Annotated in this window: 15 protein-coding genes and 3 pseudogenes; 10 read left to right on the top strand and 8 right to left on the bottom strand. The window is 62.9% G+C overall.

What is annotated here, in order from left to right; translation table 11 throughout:
* Positions 1-106: 106 nt before the first annotated feature.
* A complete protein-coding gene (locus F0169_RS24450; protein WP_152747849.1) occupies positions 107-625 on the top strand; it encodes an SgcJ/EcaC family oxidoreductase in 519 nt (172 codons plus the stop codon).
* An 8-nt stretch (positions 626-633) separates the two neighbouring features.
* Here F0169_RS24450 and F0169_RS24445 read toward each other — a convergent pair.
* The 7 genes and pseudogenes from F0169_RS24445 to gspH all read right to left on the bottom strand — a co-directional run.
* A pseudogene (locus F0169_RS24445) lies at positions 634-2151 on the bottom strand (dipeptide ABC transporter ATP-binding protein); the annotation flags it as partial.
* 109 nt (positions 2152-2260) lie between these two features.
* Positions 2261-3160: an ABC transporter permease gene (locus F0169_RS24440; protein ID WP_152747848.1), complete on the bottom strand. Its 900-nt coding sequence runs from the start codon at positions 3158-3160 to the stop codon at positions 2261-2263.
* A 3-nt stretch (positions 3161-3163) separates the two neighbouring features.
* Positions 3164-4114 (bottom strand): ABC transporter permease, encoded by a 951-nt coding sequence (locus F0169_RS24435; RefSeq protein ID WP_152747847.1) that lies wholly within the window; start codon positions 4112-4114, stop codon positions 3164-3166.
* Positions 4111-5721: an ABC transporter substrate-binding protein gene (locus tag F0169_RS24430; RefSeq protein WP_152747854.1), complete on the bottom strand. Its 1611-nt coding sequence runs from the start codon at positions 5719-5721 to the stop codon at positions 4111-4113. Before F0169_RS24430 ends, F0169_RS24435 begins: the two co-directional genes overlap by 4 nt.
* A gap of 62 nt (positions 5722-5783) precedes the next feature.
* Positions 5784-8210 (bottom strand): TonB-dependent receptor plug domain-containing protein, encoded by a 2427-nt coding sequence (locus F0169_RS24425; protein ID WP_152747846.1) that lies wholly within the window; start codon positions 8208-8210, stop codon positions 5784-5786.
* 274 nt (positions 8211-8484) lie between these two features.
* The gene (locus F0169_RS24420; protein WP_152747845.1) at positions 8485-9093 is read right to left on the bottom strand and encodes a prepilin-type N-terminal cleavage/methylation domain-containing protein; all 609 of its coding nucleotides are present in this window, start codon (positions 9091-9093) and stop codon (positions 8485-8487) included.
* Complete coding sequence (gene gspH / locus F0169_RS24415) at positions 9090-9551, bottom strand: type II secretion system minor pseudopilin GspH (protein WP_152747844.1); 462 nt, start codon at positions 9549-9551, stop codon at positions 9090-9092. Before gspH ends, F0169_RS24420 begins: the two co-directional genes overlap by 4 nt.
* Before the next feature lie 113 nt (positions 9552-9664).
* Here gspH and F0169_RS24410 point away from each other — a divergent pair, with 113 nt between their 5' ends.
* Positions 9665-10096, top strand: coding sequence for a general secretion pathway protein GspC (locus tag F0169_RS24410; RefSeq protein ID WP_152747843.1), 432 nt, complete (start codon positions 9665-9667; stop codon positions 10094-10096).
* Between the two features lie 6 nt (positions 10097-10102).
* Here the strand turns inward: F0169_RS24410 and gspI are convergent, their stop codons facing one another.
* On the bottom strand, positions 10103-10489 hold the full coding sequence (gene gspI / locus F0169_RS24405) for a type II secretion system minor pseudopilin GspI (RefSeq protein WP_058414610.1): 387 nt from the start codon (positions 10487-10489) through the stop codon (positions 10103-10105).
* 146 nt (positions 10490-10635) lie between these two features.
* On the opposite strand from gspI, the gene gspG reads away from it, so the two are divergent.
* The 8 genes and pseudogenes from gspG to F0169_RS24365 all read left to right on the top strand — a co-directional run.
* Entirely contained in the window at positions 10636-11085 is a 450-nt protein-coding gene (gene gspG / locus F0169_RS24400) for a type II secretion system major pseudopilin GspG (RefSeq protein WP_058414609.1), read from the top strand.
* A gap of 8 nt (positions 11086-11093) precedes the next feature.
* A complete protein-coding gene (gene gspK, locus F0169_RS24395; protein WP_152747842.1) occupies positions 11094-12059 on the top strand; it encodes a type II secretion system minor pseudopilin GspK in 966 nt (321 codons plus the stop codon).
* A complete protein-coding gene (gspL, locus tag F0169_RS24390) occupies positions 12056-13231 on the top strand; it encodes a type II secretion system protein GspL (RefSeq protein ID WP_152747841.1) in 1176 nt (391 codons plus the stop codon). The genes gspK and gspL overlap by 4 nt, the downstream gene beginning before the upstream one ends.
* Positions 13224-13769: a type II secretion system protein GspM gene (gene gspM, locus F0169_RS24385; RefSeq protein WP_152747840.1), complete on the top strand. Its 546-nt coding sequence runs from the start codon at positions 13224-13226 to the stop codon at positions 13767-13769. Before gspL ends, gspM begins: the two co-directional genes overlap by 8 nt.
* On the top strand, positions 13766-16129 hold the full coding sequence (gene gspD / locus F0169_RS24380; RefSeq protein WP_152747839.1) for a type II secretion system secretin GspD: 2364 nt from the start codon (positions 13766-13768) through the stop codon (positions 16127-16129). The genes gspM and gspD overlap by 4 nt, the downstream gene beginning before the upstream one ends.
* Positions 16126-17543, top strand: a pseudogene (gene gspE / locus F0169_RS24375) (type II secretion system ATPase GspE). Before gspD ends, gspE begins: the two are co-directional and overlap by 4 nt.
* Positions 17543-18751, top strand: coding sequence for a type II secretion system inner membrane protein GspF (gspF, locus tag F0169_RS24370; RefSeq protein ID WP_152747838.1), 1209 nt, complete (start codon positions 17543-17545; stop codon positions 18749-18751). Before gspE ends, gspF begins: the two are co-directional and overlap by 1 nt.
* 196 nt (positions 18752-18947) lie before the next feature.
* A pseudogene (locus F0169_RS24365) lies at positions 18948-19202 on the top strand (phage late control D family protein); the annotation flags it as partial.

Below are 19202 nucleotides of genomic sequence, written 5' to 3'. Positions count from 1 at the left end.
GGGCGCTATCTGCCAAATGGCATAGTTAAATGACTCCGGTTGGCCGATGCCGGGGGACGGGCAGGTTGGCAAAGTGGGCTCAACGACCACCCCAGGAGTCAACGCAATGAAATTCAAAGCCACTTCAATCGCGCTGTTGTTTGCATTGAGCGTACCGTTTGTTCAGGCCGCCGAGACAGCACCGTATGTCTACCGCGAGGTAGCCCAGGCACCTGCGAATGTGCAGGACCGCGAGGTTGCAGGGTTGTTTGACCGCTGGAACCGCGCGTTGCAGAGCGGTAACGTCGACACTGTGGTCGACTTGTATGCGCCGAACGCAGTGCTGCAGCCGACGGTGTCGAACCAGGTGCGCACCACCCGTGAGCAGATCGAAAACTACTTTGAGCACTTCCTGACGCTTAAGCCGGTCGGCCAGATCAATTACCGTGAGATCCGCCGCCTGGGCAGTAACGTGGCGATGGACAGCGGGGTTTACACCTTCACCCTGACCGAGCCAAACGGCCAGACGCGCCAGGTGCAGGCGCGCTACAGCTTTATCTACGAGCTGGTGGCGGGCGAGTGGAAAATCCTCAACCATCACTCCTCGGCGATGCCTGAAGTGCAGGTCAAGCACGCCCAGCGCTAACGGCGGGATTATGCAGCGCTTGCCGTCAGGTGCCGGCCAGGGATGGCGGCAATCAGTTCACGCGTGTACTCGCTGGCCGGCCGGTCGAATATCTGCTCCACCGAACCCTGCTCGATCACTCGGCCATTGCGCAACACCAGCACCTCATGCGCGAAGTTGGCGACCACCGACAAGTCGTGTGACACCAGCACATAGGCAATGCCCATCTCGCGTTGCAGCTCTTCCAGCAGGTCGAGAATGTGCGCCTGTACCGACACGTCCAAAGCGCTGACCGGCTCGTCGAGCAGCAACAGATCGGGTTTCAACGCCAGCGCCCGCGCAATGGCAACGCGTTGGCACTGGCCGCCAGAGAGCTCACGCGGCAAGCGATCCAGGTAACTGACCGGCAGGTGCACGCGGCTGATCAGCTCGCGCGCGGCCTGTTCCAGGGCCGGGCCTTTGAGCAGGCCGAACGACACCAGCGGCTCAACGATGCTGTCAAACACGCTGAAGCGCGGGTCGAGCGCGGCGAACGGGTTTTGCTGCACCAGTTGCAGGCGTTGGCGCAGCGGGCGGAACTCGCGCCAACTGAGCTCGGTAACGTCCTGTTGTTCGAACCAGACCCGCCCGTGACTCGGTTTTTCCAGGCCCAACGCAATACGCAGCGCGGTGCTCTTGCCCGAGCCGGACTCGCCGACGATGGCCAGGGTTTGGCCGGGGTAAACCTGCAGGTTGAGGTCTTCCAGGGCCACAAACGTTGCGTCTTCGCCCTTGACCTTGGGCAGCGCGAACGTTTTGCCGAGGTTTTGCAGGCGCAGAATCGGCGTGCGCGCCGGGTCAAGGTTGACCCGCGGCTCGCGGCGTTTGGCGAACGCTGGCGCGGCGGCGATCAGCGCACGGGTGTAGTCGTGTTGCGGCGCCACCAAAATCTGCCGTGGCGGGCCTTGCTCGACCACTTGACCGTGTTGCATCACCAGCACCCGGTCGGCGCGGTCGGTGGCTACGCCCAAGTCATGGGTGATGATCAACAGGGAAATCCCGCGTTCACTGACCAGGCGCTGCAAGTGGTCGAGGATCTTGCGTTGCACGGTCACGTCGAGGGCGCTGGTCGGTTCGTCGGCGATGATCAGGCGTGGGTTGCCGGCCAGCGCGATGGCGATCAGCACGCGCTGGCGCATGCCGCCCGACAGCTCATGCGGGTATTGGCGGGCGCGCAGCACTGGCTTGTCGATGCCCACCTGTTGCAGCAACTCCACGATGTCGGCGTCGATGCCGGGGCAGCGCTTGCCCTTGGCCAGCACCAGCGCTTCGGCAATTTGCTGGCGACGCGCAAAGTCGGGTTGAGGCTGACCATTGGGTCCTGCGGCACCAGGCCGATGGTGCGGCCGCGCAGCGCACGTTTCTGGCGTTCGTTGGCCTGCGTGATGTCGTTGCCGTCGACCCACAATTGGCCGGCGCTGATCTGCGCGGTGTCGGGTAGCAGGCCGAGAATCGCATTCGCCAGCGTCGATTTGCCTGAGCCGGACTCGCCGACAATCGCCAGTGATTCGCCTTGCGCAATCGAAAATGACAACGCCCGCACGGCCTGGTTGGTGTGGCCGCCGGTGCGGTACGTGACACTGAGTTGACGCACATCGACCAACAGATTATTCACGCTCATCGCTGGATCTCCTCAAAGGTGCGGGCGATATGGTTGAGGCTGAACACCACAGCGACCAGGAACAGGCCGGGCAGTAGCGAAACCCACGGCGCGGTGATTAGAAAGTGGCGGCCGTTGGCGATCAAGGTGCCCCATTCCGCTGCCGGTGGTGCGGCGCCGAAACCGAGAAAACTCAGGCCCGCGGTGGCGAGGATCGCGGCGCCGAAATCGAGTGTCGCCAGCACCGCCACCGGGCCCCAGGCGTTGGGCAGGATGTGCCGCAGCAAAGTGCGCGCCCAGCTCGCGCCGCCCAAACGCGCAGCTTCGACGTAGGGCAGGGTTTTGACCCGCAGGACTTCGGCGCGGGTGGTGCGCGCGAACCCCGGAATGATGCCGATGCCCACGGCGACGGCCACCGGCACAGTGCCGAAGCCGATGGCTGTGACAATCGCCAGGGCCAACAACAGGCCGGGCAGGGCGAGCAGCACGTCGACAAAACGCATGATCACCGCATCGATTCGCCCGCCGGCAAACCCGGACAAAATGCCCAGCCCGAGCCCGCCGACCAGCGCGATACCGACCGCGAGGAAGGCTGCGAGTACCGACAGGCTGGCGCCGTAGACCACTCGGGTAAACAGGTCGCGGCCCAGCTCATCGGTGCCGAACCAATGGCTCAGGTTGGGTGGTGTGAGTTTGGCGGCGGGCGCGGTGGCGTAAGGGTCGAAACTGCTCAGCCAGTGTGGCGCCAGGGCCGATACCAGCGCGAAACACACGATCAGCGCCGCCAGGGTAAACCCCGGCCGTCGCAACAATGGCAATACCACTGAGGCTGCGCGTTGCAGACGAGTGCGCCGGCGCCACACGCCGGGGCTGGCGGGGAGGGTGGTACGGCCGAGGTTCTGCTCAAGAACAGTCATGGTCTAAGACACCTTTGGCGTGTGTGAGATGCGCGGGTCGAGCCACGGGTAAAGCAGGTCGACCAGCAGGTTCACCAGTACAAATGCCGCCGCCGACACCGCGACTATCGCCAGCACCACTGGAATGTCCTGGCGCAGCACCGCTTCCTGGGCCAGGCGGCCAATGCCGGAGCGGGCGAAAATGGTTTCCACCAGCACTGCGCCGGACACCGTATTACCCACCTGCAAACCGATCAGCGTGAGGATCGGCAGCGCGGCGTTCTTGAACCCGTGGCGAGCCTGCACCTGGCCACGGCTGAGGCCCTTGGCATAGGCGGTGATGATGTAAGACTCTTTCCATACGCCCTGAAAACTGCGTTGCAGCACCTGCGCGTAGACCGCGGCACTCGGAATCGCCAGCGTGATCGCTGGCAGTACCAGGCTTTCAATGCCCCGGCTGCCGGTTGCGGGGAACCAGCCAAGGCCAAAGGCAAACACTTGAATCAGCAGCAGGCCCATCCAGAATACCGGCACCGAAAAGCCCAGCGACGGCAGGCGCGCCAGCGCTTTTTTCAAAGGCTGCCAGCGAATGTAGGCGGTCAGGTAAGCCAGACCGATGCCGCCGACCAGCGACAGCAGGATGGCCATCCCGGCCAACGCCAAGGTTTGCGGCAGGCGCTCGGCAAGCAGCTCGGCCACCGGGCGATTCAGCGAAAGCGATTGCCCGAAGTCACCGCGCAACGCGCCCAGCAGCAGGTCGATGTATTGCTCGAACAGGCCTTTGTCCAGGCCATAGTAAGCCCGCGCCTTGGCCAGGTCGGCGGGCGACAGCGCATCGGCTTCCATGCCCGAGGCACTGAGCATGATCGACAAGGTGTCGCCCGGCAGCAGGTAGAGGATGAAGTAGGTGATGCTGTAGGCGCCCCATAACACCAACAGCGCCTGGCCGACACGGCCGATCAGGTAGCGGCTCATGGCGCAGCGATCTCGATGTCACCGAGCAGCGCGAAGCCTTCGGCGGTCCAGCGGAAGTTTTTCACCTTGGCCGACGTCGCGGCCTGCCACACGCGCTCATACACCGGGAACGCCGAGGCCTCATCAATCAGCAAGTCTTGCAGCTCGCCGTAAGCCGCCGCGCGCTGTTGGCTTTGGGTCGCGGTGATACCGGCATCGAACAAGCCTTTGGCTTTTTCCAGCACCGCCGGTTCGTAGAGGTTGGTCGCCAGGGTCGAGCTGTTGGCGGTGCGTGGATCAAGGATGGTTTGCAAGATTATCGGGTCGGCGCGGGTCATGTAGTTGATTGTCAGGTCATAGTTGCCGGCGGAGTTGTTGGCGACCCATTCGGCGCGTGTCACCACGCTGAGTTTGAGCTCGATACCGACCTTGCGCAGTTGGTCTTGAAGCAGCACGTCACCGGCAGTTTCCGCAGGGCTGATGTTGTAGCTGAGGCTGAGGCGCTTGCCGTTCTTCTGCCGATAGCCGTCGGCGCCTTTGGCCCAGCCGGCTTCATCGAGCAGGCGCTCTGCACCTGCCGGGTCAAATGCCAACTTGCCGCCCTGGCTTTTGAAGTAGGGCGTGGTCACATCGAAGATGCCATCTACCACCGGGAACTCGGCGTTGTACACGGTGCTGGCGTAACTGGTGCGGTCGATGGCCTTTTGCAGCGCCAGGCGCACTTGCTTGTCGGCCAGCGGGCGGTCGCCACGGGTGTTGGGGTAGAGGTTCAAGGCCGGTCCCGGCAGCGAGCGGCTCTGGAGGGTCGCGCCTTTGGACTGGAACAGTTTCAGGTCAACCTCCGAGAACGGGTTGCGCGGCCACAGAATGTCGGCCTTGCCTTGCAGGAACAGGCCGTTGCGCACGCTCTCTTCGGGTATATAACTGATTTCCACGGCATCAACGTGTGCTTCGCCCTGGTTGTGCATATTCGCCGAGGCCCAGGCATAACCCTTGCGCTTGGTCAGGTGCGCGCCGACTTCCGGCGTGTAGCTTTGCAGCACAAATGGCCCGGTGCCGATGATCTTGCCCAGCGAGCGCTGCTTGGCGCTCAGCGCGTACGAGGCGGGCGCCAAAATCGCCAGGTTGGTGGTGGACGTGGCTTGCAGGAACCCGGCGTTGGGCTTGGCGAGCACCAATTTGACGGTGAAATCATCGACCACTTCGGCGTGGTCATAACCTGCCAGGTACGTCGCGCCGAACGTCGCCGGCAACTCGGCGGCAAAGGCCTTGTCGCTGTCGAACGCGGTTTTCACCGCGTTGGCATCAAAGCGCTCGCCGTTGCTGAAGGTCACGTTATTGCGCAGGTGGAAGGTGTAGGTCAGCGCATCGTCACTGACCTCCCAACGCTCGGCCAGCCACGGAATGATCTTGCCCGTGGCCGGGTCCTGGTCGGTCAGCGATTCGGCGACATTGCGCAGCAACACGCGGTGTTCGAGCCAGTACACCTGAAACGGATCAAGGCTGACCAAGGTGGTGTTGTCGCCGAAGAAGGCAATGTTCAAGGTCTTGGCGGCCGTGTCAGTGGGCGACGGTGAGCACGCGGCAAGGCTTAACGCCAAGGCACCAGGGGCCAGCAAACGACGCATCAAGTGGGAGGTATTCAATGGGGTGCCCTCGTGTGGCGATTCGGGTGCATGCAAGGTGTGGATCAGAAGTCGTAGGCGAGCTTGGTGTACCAGTAGCCGCCGCCGGGGTAGAACGGCGCGTTGCCGTAAGGCGCCAGGCCCAGGTTGCTGTACACCGCGTGGCGGTCGGGCCGTACGTTGAAGAGGTTGGTGCCGCCGACGCTGACGGTCAGGTGATCGACGAAGGTGTAGCTGACGTCGAGGTCGGTGATCCATTTGGCACCGAAGCTGCGGTCACCGCCGGGGTTGACGGCCAAGGTCTTGACCGCGCCGTAGCGGCTGGTTTGCAGGTTGACCGCGAGGTCCTCGACCTTCCAGTTGGCGCCCAGAATCCATTTGGTCTTGGGTGAGGCTTCAGTCAGGTCGCCCTCGCGGTCACGGCCGACCAGGGTTACGCCGGAACTGGCGAGCGCCGCCGGGGTGTCGCGGCGGTCTTCGACGGTGGTTTTGTTCCAGTTGAAGCCCAGGCTCCAGCGCACCTCGCCGAAGGCTGCCAGCGGCGTGGTGTGGTCGGCAACCACATCGAGGCCGCGGGTGCGGGTGTCGAAGGCGTTGGTGTAATAGTTGACCCACGTACCGGTGGGGATGCCTTGCGCGGCAAGAATGCCGTTGATGACGCCGTTGCCTTGGTCATACAGGTTGCTGGTCAGCGCGATGCGGTCATCAATGTCGATCAGGTAAGCGTCGGCGGTGATGCTGGTGCGCGGCGCCGGTTGCCAGGTCAAACCCAAGCCCAGGTTGCGTGACTTTTCCGGCTTTAAATCATCACCGCCCAGGGCTTTGGCGAGGTTGCTGCCGGAAGGCGTCAGGCGAGTGACGGCCGGCACCACGTTGCCATTCACGTCGACGGCCACCCGATTGTCTGCCACGGTGTAGCCAATCTGGGTCAGCGACGGCGCGCGAAACCCGGTGCCTACGGTGCCGCGCACGGCCACGCTGTCGGTGAGTTCGTAGCGCGAATTGACCTTGAGCCCGAAGGTGTTGCCGGAATCATCGTCGTAATGTTCGACGCGCCCGGCCACGTCGAGAAACCAGCGCTCGGTCAAGTCAAACCCGAGGTCCAGGTAGCCCGCATAGTTGTTGCGGATCAGGCTGACTTCGTCCTCCGGGCGAATCGTCACCGCCGCCTGCGCGCCCGAGGCGGCAGGGTAGGTGCCGGTGATGTAGGCCTCGGGGTCGCCGGCAAAGGTGCTGAAATGCTCCCAACGATGTTCCAGGCCAGCCGACACCTGCACTGGCGAGGTCAGGTTGAACAGGCTGTCGTAGCGGCGCGTGAAGTCGAGGTTATTCACCCATTGTTCAAAGCGGAAGGTGGCGAGGTTATCGAATTTGGTCGGCGACGCGGTGCCCAGCGACGGGTTGATGTTGAGGTCGCTTGAGTGGTGAACATTATTGCGCCCGTAGGTGGTGCTAAGGTCCCAGTTCCACTCGGCGAGCAAGCCCTTGCCGCCGAACAGCAACTGGTAATCGCGGTCCTTGATGTTGTTCAGCGGGTAATAACCGTCCGGGAACACTTCCGGCACCGCCGCGCTGCCGGTCGGCAGGCGGAAGTAGTTGGCGGCCTCGGCATCGCGCTCGCCGTAGGTGCTGAACGAATACAGCGTGAGGTCTTCGAGTGGCAGCTCGGCGTTATAGCCGAGGTTGAAGGCTTTGAGGTCGGGGTCGCCGTTTTTGATCGCAACCCGGTCCCATGCCGCCTCCCTGGCCGGGTCGTTGAACGCGCGCACGCTGCTGTCGGCCTTGTCGTTCCAGGCCGCTTCGCCGCGTTTGCGCGCATCGGCGGAAAAGTGAAAGAAGCCGCTTTCACCGAGTTTAAAGCCCTGGTCGCCGGCCACCTTGATGGTTTCGCCCTGGCCGGAGAATAACTGCCCGTAGCTGGTTTCCAGGTGCCCGCCGTTGTCGCTGGACTTGAGGATGATATTGATCACCCCGGCCACCGCGTCCGAACCGTACTGTGCGGCAGCGCTGTCTTTAAGCACTTCGATGTGGTCGACCGCACTGACCGGGATCAGGTCGATGTCCACCGCATTCGCGCCGCTGTTGTCGATCGAGCCGCGTTGGCCGGTTGCACCGTTGTGGCGGCGTTTGCCATTCACCAGTACCAGCGTATAGGCCGGGCCGAGGCTGCGGTTGCTCAGCGGTCGCGTCACCGAGTTGTAGCCTGCGATATTGGTGCCGAAATTGAATGAGGGCAGCAGTTTTGCAATCGCCTCGGACAGCTCGGCGCGCCCGGTCTTGAGCAGTTGTTCGTTGTTGATCACGTCAATCGGCGCCGGGCTGTTGGCCACGGTGCGTTCCTGGCCACGCAAGCCGGTGGAAATCACGGTGACGGTGTTGAGCTGGGTATCATCAGCCTTGGCATACGTTGGCGCCGCCGCGAGCAGCAGTGAACTGGTTAACAGTGACAGGTGAAACTTTTTGCTCGGTAGCGCGGTGGCAATGTCTGGCATGTCGGAAATAGTCCATTAAGCCCGGCACTGGCCCGTGGTACGGGTGCAGCTTCGAAAGCATTATCGGTGAGGGAAGTTCAGGCTGTTTTCAGCCGAGGGTGATTGGCTTCAAGGGCTGATGCGAAGGTATTACTATAAAAAACCCGAGTGAAGGTCTTTTTTGGAATAAGCTAATTATTAAATTATGTTATTTAGATTATTTTTATAATCATAAATAATCATGTTGTGCGGCGTGTGGAGCGCGTGCGTGATGTCGGCGTGCCGCGCGCTTTGCTCAATCGAGTGGGCCGATCACTTGCCGATAGTGTTCGGCACCCTGCAGTGTTTGCCGGGTCAGGTTGATTTCCAGGCCAGAGGGTTCGTCTTTGCGATTGCCGCTGAGTTGACGCCAGCCCTGGCCGGGTTCCCAAACGCGCACCTGCAGGTCACTGACCTTGTCGAGTACGGCCACGCCCTCGTTTGGCGCCGGCAATGGGTAGTGACTGCGCGCAGGTGCTGCTGCGCGATACAGGGTTTCGCCCTTCAGCCACCAGCGCACGCGTTGCAAGCCGTTAACCGAGGCTGCGCTGCGGATCACGTCAAGGCGAAAGCGCTGATTGTCGGCGCTGCGTACGCTGATCACCGCCGGCACCGGCGCGGAGTCAGCCTCCTGGCCGGTCAGGTTTGGCGCGCGTAATTCGACGCTGGCACGCAACGCCAAGTCGCGCTCCAACTGGTTCAAGGTTCGCAGTATTTGTTCGGTCTGCTCGGTGCTGGCCTGCAAATGGCTGTCGGTGCGGGTCACCGCGTCCAGGCCGCGCCAGGCAATCACGCTGACGACGGCCATCAGCATGATCGCCACCATCACTTCAATCAGCGTAAAGCCGTGTTGGGCGGTTTTCATGGTGCGTTCACTACTCGAAATTGGCCGGCCGCTGTGCGCATTACTGACAGGCTGTTTTGCCCGTCCGAGAGTTCCAGTTGCAACGGCGTGTCGAACCACTCGGCATTCAGTACCACGCGTTGTGTGGGGATGACGCGTACCTGAACCGTTGCCGTGTCCCACGCGCGAGGGCGCAGTTGCGGGTCTGTCTTGAAGTGATCAAAACCTGCGCCTTGTTGATTGCGGCGGCTGAAGCGAAACCCGTGGTTATCCGCCAGCCAGGCGATCGGGCGACCGTCGGCCTGGGCTTCAGCCTGGGCGATCTGCAGCAATTGCACGAGGCGGTTGGCGTCCTGGCGCAACAGGTGCGCCGGGTCGGGCTTGATGCTCAGGCTGATCGCCGCACTGGCGATGCCGATGATGACCAGCACCACCATCAGTTCGATCAGGGTAAAGCCCTGCTGCGTGTGTTTGTGCATGAGGCAACGTTCCTTCGTTGTCGAGCGGTGTTGCGTATCTCGGCTGTTTACGGCGGTTAAAGATGCCGCGCCGTACTGTAGACTCTGCGGCGGGACAACAGGGAGGTTCGGTCTTGGCATTTACGTTTCGCTTATCGATCACGCAGTCGGTGCAGGCGGCGGCGCTGCTCGCAGCACTGGCCGGCGTGGTGGTCTGGTCATCGCTGTGGGTTAACCCGGCCGACAGCCAAGTGCCGGTCGCCGAGCGCGAAAGCGCGGCGGTGCCGCTCAACACGCCTGCATTGCAGTGGTTTTCCAACCAGCCTGCGCAGGTGGACATCAAGGTCTCGGGGCTGATGGCCGGTGCGCACGGCGCCGTGGCGATCCTCAGTCTCAACGGCGCGCCGCCGCGTGGTTTTCTCGCGGGTGAGCGGCTCAGCCAGGGCGTACGCCTGATGGCGATTGAGCGCGATGCCGTGGTGATTGAACGCGGCAACGAGCAGACTCGATTCAAGGTCAGCACGCTGCCGGACGCCCCCGTGTTGCCGCAATTGATACGGCGTTGAGCCGGTTCATTCGGGCTTTTCCGGTGGTTGACCGAGCAGCGTCTCAAGCCGCGCCAAAGGTGGCGCCTCGCGCTCGCTGTCGGATACCTGCAGCGTGACGCGCATCAGTCGTGTGTCGGCGCTGGGCGCGATAGTTTGTTCGCAGCGCAGCCGCAGGCGCCCTTGATCGCACTCGAAGGCTTTGCGCCCGGGCTTCAGTTTGCCTTCCAAACGCAGTTCCGCCAGCCGACTTTGTGCGGCCAGCAGCGCCATCGAGCGATCGCGCAGCAGCCCATTGCTTTGGGTCATCAGGCCGGCGACGCGCACCGCCGCCGACATCGCCACGGCGATAATCGCCAGCGCCACCAGCACCTCGATCAACGTAAAACCTTGCTCCTTGCGCGACAGCTCCATGGGTGACTCTTTGCGGTTAACCGGCGCACAGGATAACACTCGCCATCCGGCAAATTACCCGGCGCGCGGTCGAGTTTTTTTAATACACACTTTCTTGCTTTTGTTACACTGCGCGCCGAATTGAGTTCAAGCCAAGGATGGTCGATATGGATTTCGCGCGCGTCAAATTTCAGCCTGGAGGCGGCCGTGGTCAGCAGGGGTTCACCCTGATCGAGATCATGGTAGTGGTAGTGATCCTCGGCATTCTGGCGGCGCTGGTCGTGCCCAAAGTACTCGACCGCCCCGATCAAGCCAGGGCCACGGCGGCCAGGCAAGATGTCGCCGGCCTGATGCAGGCATTGAAACTCTACCGCCTCGACCACGGCACCTACCCCAGCATGAACCAAGGGCTCAAGGTGCTGGTAGAGCGCCCGGCGGACGCGAAAAACAGCAATTGGCGCGCGTACCTCGAACGCCTGCCGAATGACCCTTGGGGTCATCCTTACCACTACCTCAACCCCGGCGCGAACGGCGAAGTCGACATCTTCTCGCTCGGCGCAGACGGGCAACCTGACGGCGACGGCGTAAACGCCGATATTGGCTCCTGGCAGCTCTAAGCGTCGCCATGAACACCTATTCGCCTGGCTGGGCGAAACAACGCGGCATGGCGATTATCAGCGCTTTGCTGATTACCGCCGTCGTCGCGGTTATCGCCGCAGGCATGCTCACCCGCCAGGGTGTTTTCACGCGTTCGCTGGAAGCTCAACAGTCCCGCCTGCAGAGCAGTGCGGTGCTGCTTGGCGGCCTGGAAACAAGTCGGCAATTGCTCTGGGACGCGCGTCGGCAAGAGGCGCTGACGCGGCGTGGCCAAGCGTGGGCGCAGCCGATCAAAAGCCCGGTCTCCGGCGCCAGTTTTGAAGGGCGACTGGAAGATCAGCAAGGCAAATTCAACCTGCGTAATTTAATCGGCAATGAGCGCGTCAACCCCGCACAGTTGCGCAGTTTTGAGCAACTGTGCGCGATGCTCGGCATCACTGCCGGCGTGGCGCAGCGCATCAGCCAGCGCGTGATTGCGGCTTATCCACGCCAGGAGCACCCGCACAGTGTGCAGCAAAGTCGCTTTGACAGTGGCCGTGCGACCTCACCCAGCGCCGCTGCAAAGCCGATCGCCGCGACCCGCCCGATGCTGCGCAGCCTCGACGACCTGCGCGGCATCGAGGGCGTGAACGAACGTGTGTTGGCTCTTTTGGCGCAGCACGTCACGGTTATCCCGGTCACGACCTGGGTCAACGGCAACACCGCCAGCGCTGAAGTGTTGGCAGCGGTGGTGCCTGGGTTGTCGTTGCCCACGGCGCAGGCGTTGGTGGCGGAGCGTGATCGAGGCCAATGGTTTATCAACCGTGGCGACTTTCTCAATCGTTTGCGTTCGCCACAACTGACCGTCGACGAGCTTAACGTGGGCATTAGCAGCGAGTGGTTTGTGTTGCACGCAAATACTCGCCGTGACCAGCGCCGCGTCAGTTTGGAGGCGTTGCTGTATCGCTCGGAGGGCGAGCGGCCAAGGGTGATCTGGTCGAGGCTGGGCGTATGACCTGCGTGCGCATTGCGTTGCCGCCGCTGCACAGCCTGACGGCCGACAGCGAGTTTGAGTTCGCACGCCTGGACCGCAACGGTTGCGTCAGCCACAGCGGCGTCAGCAGCTTGTTGCAATTGGCCGCGTCTGCTCAATCGCAGGCCGTGGAGTGTTTTCTGCACCCCGCAGACAGCGTGCTCACGCACGTGCAGTTGCCACCGCTGTCGGCCGCGAAGACCCACGCGGCGGTGGCGTGTGCGGCGCAAGCGCTGATCCTCGGCCGCAGTGAACAAATGTATGTCGCCCACAGCCCCCGCAACAGTCAAGGGCAGGTGTTCCTCAGTTGGTTACCGAGGGTGGCGCTGGAGCATTTCGCAGTGTTGTTGAGCCAGCACCGCTTGAAGCTGCGCGGGCTTTACCCCGCGCCATACGGCCTGCCGGTGCCCCCGGCCGGGCACATCAGCGCGTGTGTGCAGGAAGGGCATTTGCTGCTGCGCTTCAGCGCCGAACACGGCGTGGTCGAACCACAGGTTCAGGCCTGCCTGGACCGGCTGGCGGCCAGTGGCAGCCGCTTGTGCTGGTTCGGCGAAGACGCACCCGCGGCAGTCATTGAGCGGCAACCTGCGCAGCTGCGCTGGAGCGCTGGTGCACCGGGCTGGGGGTTGCACGCAGGTGTCAGCAAGGCAGCCAAACCGGCCGCCGGCTGGGGCAGGGCGCTTGCCTGTTGCGCGCTGGCAATCGGCGTGTGGCTGCTGGGCCTGAACCTGTACGCCGCGCGTGCCGCGGGTGAAGGCCAGGCACTCAAAGCGCACATGGCGCAGCGCGTCAAACAGGCCTTTCCTGAGTTACCGGTGATTCTCAACCCACTGCAACAAGCCCGTCAGCAGTTGAGCGCGCGCAGCAACCCGGCGAGTACTGACGCGACCCAGGGTTTTACCGGCTTGGTGTTGCAAGCCGCCGACGCCATGCCGTTCATGGTGGGCAGTGTGCAAGGCCTGATATTTGAACACGGTGAGCTGCAATTGAACCTGCCTGACGGTGCGCGTGTTAACCCCGCAGACAAAGCCTGGCAAGCCACGCTCGCGCAGGCTGGCGTAGCGGTTCAGGCGACGCCGACGGGCTGGCGCCTGCTGCCGGCGGTGGCCGCGCCCGCTGAATCCGGCTCCGGCGGTGTGGAGGACGATGAATAAGCATTCCGTGACCGTCTGGCGTGGCCAGTGGCAGCAGTTCAACGCGCGCGTCCACGTACTGTGGCGCGGCCTGTCGCTGCGCGAAAAACGCTTGGTCAGCGGCACGGCGTTGTTGCTGGGCGGCTTGTTGATCTGGTTCGCACTGGTACAGCCGCCGTTGAAAAAAATCGAGTATTGGCAGGCTGAAACGCCGAAATTGCGTGCGCAAGCCCAAGCGCTCGAGCAGTTGCTGCGCGATGTGCCGCTTGCGCCCGCCAACCAGCCGCTTGAACAGGCATTGCGCCACAGCCTGGATGCGCGCGACCTGGCCGGTCGCTACCAATTAAAGCCACTCGACAGTGGCTGGCAGTTGACCTTCGACGATGCGCCGGCGGATGCCGTCATAGGCTGGCTGGTCAGCGCCCCAGCGCAATTTTCTCTGGAAGTGGTCGAGGCTCGTGTGCAGCGTGCAGGCGAGACCCGTACCGATAATACGGCAGGCACTCTGTCGGGAACCGTCCGCATGGATCAGGCGCTTGGCGCTAAGGAAGCTTCATGAAGTGGTCAGGTTCCAATTACCTGCGCAGCTACGTACATACAGCTGCGCCGTTGCTGCTGCTGGCACTCAGCGCGTGCAGCACACAAACGGCGTCAAACCCGCCACCGTTGCTGGTCGACAGTGAACTTGGCCAACCCCTGGCCAACACGCAGCGCAGCGGTGATGTGCTGCTGGAGCGCCAGCGCGCCCAAGCGAAAATCCAGCGCCAGGCGCGGCCGCAACACACCATCGTCAACCCGGCGCGACGGGCTGGCAGCGTTCCCGGCAGCGCGGCGGCAAGCAGCCCGTTGGGCAACCAGCCGGTGAGCTTGAATTTCGTTGATGCGGATATTCAAGCCGTGGTGCGCAGCTTGTCGCGTGCCACCGGGCAACAGTTTCTGGTCGACCCGCGCGTGGCGGGCAGCCTGACGCTGGTGTCTGAAGGCGAGGTGCCGGCCCACCAGGCGTATGACATGTTGCTGGCAGCGTTGCGCATGCAGGGCTTCAGCGTGGTCGATGTCGGCGGTGTGGCGCATGTGGTGCCGGAGGCCGACGCAAAGTTGCTCGGCGGGCCTATCTACAGCGCCACCAAGCCAGCCGCGAATGGCATGCTCACCCGCACGTTTCGGCTGCACTACGAAAACGCGGTCAACCTGATCCCGGTGCTGCGCCCGATTATCTCGCCGAACAACCCGATTAACGCTTACCCCGGCAATAACACCCTGGTGATCACCGACTACGCCGACAACCTGACGCGCGTGGCGCAGTTGATCGAGAGCATCGACACCCCAAGCGCTATCGACACCGACGTGGTGCAGGTGCAAAACGGCATCGCGGTGGACATCGCCGGCATGGTCTCGCAACTGCTGGAGCAGCCGGGCAACGACCCGAGCCAGAAGATTTCGGTGGTCGGTGACCCGCGCTCCAACGCGATCATCATCCGCTCCGGCAGCCCCGAGCGAACCGAGTTGGCGCGTAACCTGGTATACAAACTCGACAACGCCCAAAGCAACCCGAGCAACCTGCACGTGGTGTATTTGCGCAATGCGCAGGCGGCGAAGCTGGCCCAAGCGTTACGCGGTTTACTGACTGGCGAAAGCGACAGCGGCACGGCCGATACCGGGCGTTCGGTGTTGAGTGCGATGGGTGCCAACACCAGTGGCGGGCAGGGCAGCCAAAGCAGCTCAAGCCAGACATCAAGTACCGCCAGCACTGCCGGCACCAACCCCGCCTACGGGCAGAGCAATGGCAATTCGAGCACGCCGGCCGGCACTCAAGCGGCGGATCAAAATGTCGCGTTCAGCGCCGGCGGTGTGACCATCCAGGCGGATGCCACCACCAATACCTTGTTGATTTCCGCGCCCGAGCCGCTGTACCGCAACCTGCGTGAAGTCATCGACATGCTTGATCAGCGCCGCGCGCAGGTGGTGATCGAAAGCCTGATCGTTGAGGTCAGTGAAGACGATGCCAACGAATTTGGCGTGCAATGGCAGAGTGGTGACCTTGCCGGTAAAGGCGTAATCGGCGGCACCAACTTGGGCGGCAGCGGCTTCCAGGCTGGCGGCAGGACCAGCATCGACGCACTGCCCGGCGGCCTGAGTGTGGGTTACCTCAAAGGCACGGTTAACATTCCCGGTATCGGCAATGTGATGGACCTCAAAGTGCTGGCGCGGGCACTCAAGAGCAAGGGTGGCAGCAATGTGCTGTCAACCCCGAACCTGCTGACCCTGGACAACGAAGCCGCGAGCATTTTCGTCGGCCAGACCATCCCGTTCGTGAGTGGCAGCTACGTCACCGGTGGCGGGGGCACCAGCAATAACCCGTTCCAGACCGTGACGCGCGAGGAGGTCGGGCTCAAGCTCAATGTGCGGCCGCAAATCTCCGAGGGTGGCACGGTGAAGCTCGACATCTACCAGGAAGTCAGCAGCATTGACGAGCGCGCTTCCAACACGGCGAGTTCGGCGGGCGTGGTCACCAACAAACGTGCAATCGACACCAGTATTTTGCTTGATGACGGGCAGATCATGGTGCTCGGCGGCTTGCTGCAGGACGGCTACAGCCAGAGCAACGAAGCGGTGCCGTGGTTGTCGAGCATCCCGGGGCTGGGTGCGCTGTTTCGCAATGAACGCCGTTCAACCGCCAAAACCAACCTGATGGTCTTCCTGCGCCCTTACATCATCCGTGACAGCGCTGGCGGACGTGCGATCACCCTCAACCGCTACGACTTCATTCGCCGCGCTCAGGGTGCATTGCAACCGGAGCGCAATTGGGCGATGCCGGACATGCAAGCGCCGCAATTGCCGGCAACCGCTGTGGGTGTGCCGGCGCAACCGCTGCCAAGTGTGCCACGCGCGACGATGCGTGCGGTGCCGGTGCAATGAGCACGTTGCCCTACGCGTGGGCCAAGGCCCAGCGCATCGTGTTGCGCAGCGGCGAAGAAGGGCTCGTGCTGACCGTGTGCCCGTCGACGCCCGGCTGGTCGATCAGCGAAGTGCGCCGCCAGTTCGGCCCGGCGCGCTTGCAGCAGGTGCGTGATGAGGAACTCGACGGGCTGCTCGCCGCGGCCTACGCCGACACCGGCAGCGCGGCGGCCGTGGTGGGGGCGGCGGAAAACGAAGTCGACCTCGACCGATTGATGCAGGAGATCCCGGAAATCACCGACCTGCTCGACACGCAGGACGGCGCTCCGGTGATCCGCATGATCAACGCGTTGCTCACCCAGGCCGCGCGTGACGAGGCCAGCGACATTCACATTGAGCCTTACGAAAGCCATTCGGTGGTGCGCTACCGCGTCGACGGCGCCTTGCGTGACGTGGTGTCGCCGCGCAAGGCATTGCACGCAGCGTTGGTGTCACGGATCAAGATCATGGCGCAACTCGACATCGCCGAAAAACGCCTGCCGCAGGACGGTCGCATCGCCTTGCGGGTGGCGGGGCGGCCGATTGATATTCGCGTGTCCACGCTGCCCACCGGGCATGGTGAACGGGTGGTCATGCGGTTGCTCGACAAACAAGCCGGGCGCCTGCAGCTGGAAACCCTCGGCATGGACGCGCAGGTGCTGGCCAAGCTGGACAACTTGATCCGCCAGCCCCACGGCATTGTGTTGGTCACCGGCCCCACCGGCAGCGGCAAGACCACCAGCCTCTACGCCGCGCTGGCGCGGCTGGACACCAGCACCAGCAACATCCTCACCGTTGAAGACCCGGTGGAATATGACCTGCCAGGCATCAGCCAGATCCAGGTCAACGCCAAGATCGACATGACGTTTGCCCTGGCCTTGCGGGCGATTCTGCGCCAGGACCCGGACATCATCATGATCGGTGAAATCCGTGACCTGGAAACTGCTCAAATCGCCGTGCAGGCGTCGCTCACCGGCCACTTGGTACTCGCCACGCTGCACACCAACGATTCGGTGTCGGCGGTCAACCGCCTGATTGACATGGGCGTCGAACCCTTCCTGCTGGCGTCTTCAATGCTCGGCGTGCTCGCGCAACGGCTGGTGCGGCGCCTGTGCAGCCACTGCAAACAGCCAGACCCGGCACAGCCTGGCACGTGGCGCCCGCTCGGCTGTGCGGCCTGCAGCCACACCGGCTACAGCGGGCGCACCGGCATCCACGAATTGTTCTGCATCGACGATGCGATTCGCGCGTTGATCCACCAAGCGCCGGTGAACCAGCGCTGCGCGCCGCTGCTCGCCAAGCCGGCATGTTCAGCCTGCGCGAAGACGGCGAGCGCTGGGTGCGCAGCGGCACCACGGCGCCGGAAGAAATTCTGCGCGTGACACGGGACACCTGATGAATCGCTACCGTTTCGAAGCGGCCGACGCCACCGGTAAAATCGAGTCCGGGCATCTCGAAGCCGATAGCCAAGGTGCAGCGTTTGGTGTGCTGCGCAGTCGCGGCTTGACCGCGCTCTCGGTGCAGCTTGAACAGCCCACGCCGACTGGCGGCGGCTCGCTGTTCAGCGCCAAACTTTCCGACAACGACCTTGCGTGGGCGACGCGCCAACTCGCGAGCTTGCTGGGCGCGAGCCTGCCGTTGGAAGCGGCGCTGAGCGCCACGGTGGAGCAGGCGGAAAAAAAGCACCTCATCCAAACCCTCAGCGCGGTGCGTGCCGATGTGCGCGGCGGCATGCGCTTGGCCGATGCGCTGGCGACCCGGCCACGGGATTTTCCAGCGATTTATCGCGCGCTGATTGCCGCCGGCGAAGAGTCCGGCGACTTGGCGCAGGTCATGGAACGGTTGGCCGACTACATCGAAGAACGCAACAACCTGCGCAGTAAAATCCTCACCGCGTTTATCTACCCGGGCGTGGTCGGGCTGGTGTCGATTGCGATCGTGATCTTCCTGCTCAGCTACGTGGTGCCGCAGGTGGTCAGCGCATTTTCGCAGGCACGCCAGGACCTGCCGGGGCTGACCCTGGCGATGCTCAATGCGAGTGACTTCATTCGCAGTTGGGGCGGGCTGTGTTTGGGCGTTATGGTCGCGGGTTTCTGGGGTTGGCGCGTGTATTTGCGCAACCCGGTGGCGCGCCTCAACTGGCACAGCCGCGTGCTGCGCTTGCCGTTGATCGGGCGCTTTGTGCTGGGCCTGAACACCGCGCGGTTTGCCTCGACCCTGGCGATTCTCGGTGGCGCCGGGGTACCGCTGTTGCGTGCCCTGGAAGCCGCGCGGCAAACCTTGTCCAACGACCGCCTGAGCCTGAGTGTGAGTGATGCCACCGCGAAGGTGCGCGAAGGCGTCAACCTCGCCGCTGCGCTACGCGTGGAGAAGGTGTTCCCGCCGGTGCTGATCCACCTGATCGCCAGCGGCGAAAAAACCGGCGCGCTGCCGCCAATGCTTGAGCGTGCGGCGCAGACCTTATCGCGGGACATCGAGCGCCGAGCCATGAGCATGACCGCGCTGCTGGAACCGCTGATGATCGTGGTGATGGGCGCCGTGGTGCTGGTGATTGTGCTGGCGGTTCTGCTGCCGATCATCGAGATTAATCAGTTGGTGCAGTAGCCTGGTTCCAGCGCGCAGTAACGCGCGATCCCAAGCCCTTCCTGAATCAGAGAAAATTCCGTTTAGATATAGGAAGTTTCCTGCATATTTCTTTTCCGCTCCTTGTTTAACCTGATTTTTAGCCCCACACGCTCACAGGCGCCTGCCTGCTGCCAGCCTATGGGCCCAAGCTAAAAGTCCGACAAGGAAAAGGCGGATGTTCGTCGCAACCCCACACGCGCAATTCAACCTGACGATCAACGATTTCGAGCATGACTTTCAGGTGCTTTCGTTCACCGGCAAAGAGTCCATCAGCACGCCCTTTTCGTTTGATCTGGAACTGGTCAGCGAACACCCTGACTTGAACATCGAACGTCTGTTGCACAAACAAGCTTTCCTGGCATTCAACAACAGTGGCGCGGGTGTTCATGGGCAAATCTACCGCGTTGCTCAAGGTGACTCCGGCAAGCGC

Origin of the sequence: Pseudomonas kitaguniensis (assembly GCF_009296165.1) — a bacterium.
GTDB classification, from domain to species: domain Bacteria; phylum Pseudomonadota; class Gammaproteobacteria; order Pseudomonadales; family Pseudomonadaceae; genus Aquipseudomonas; species Aquipseudomonas kitaguniensis.
The sequence above is the reverse complement of the archived record's forward strand: the minus strand, read 5'-3'. Positions and strand labels throughout refer to the sequence as shown.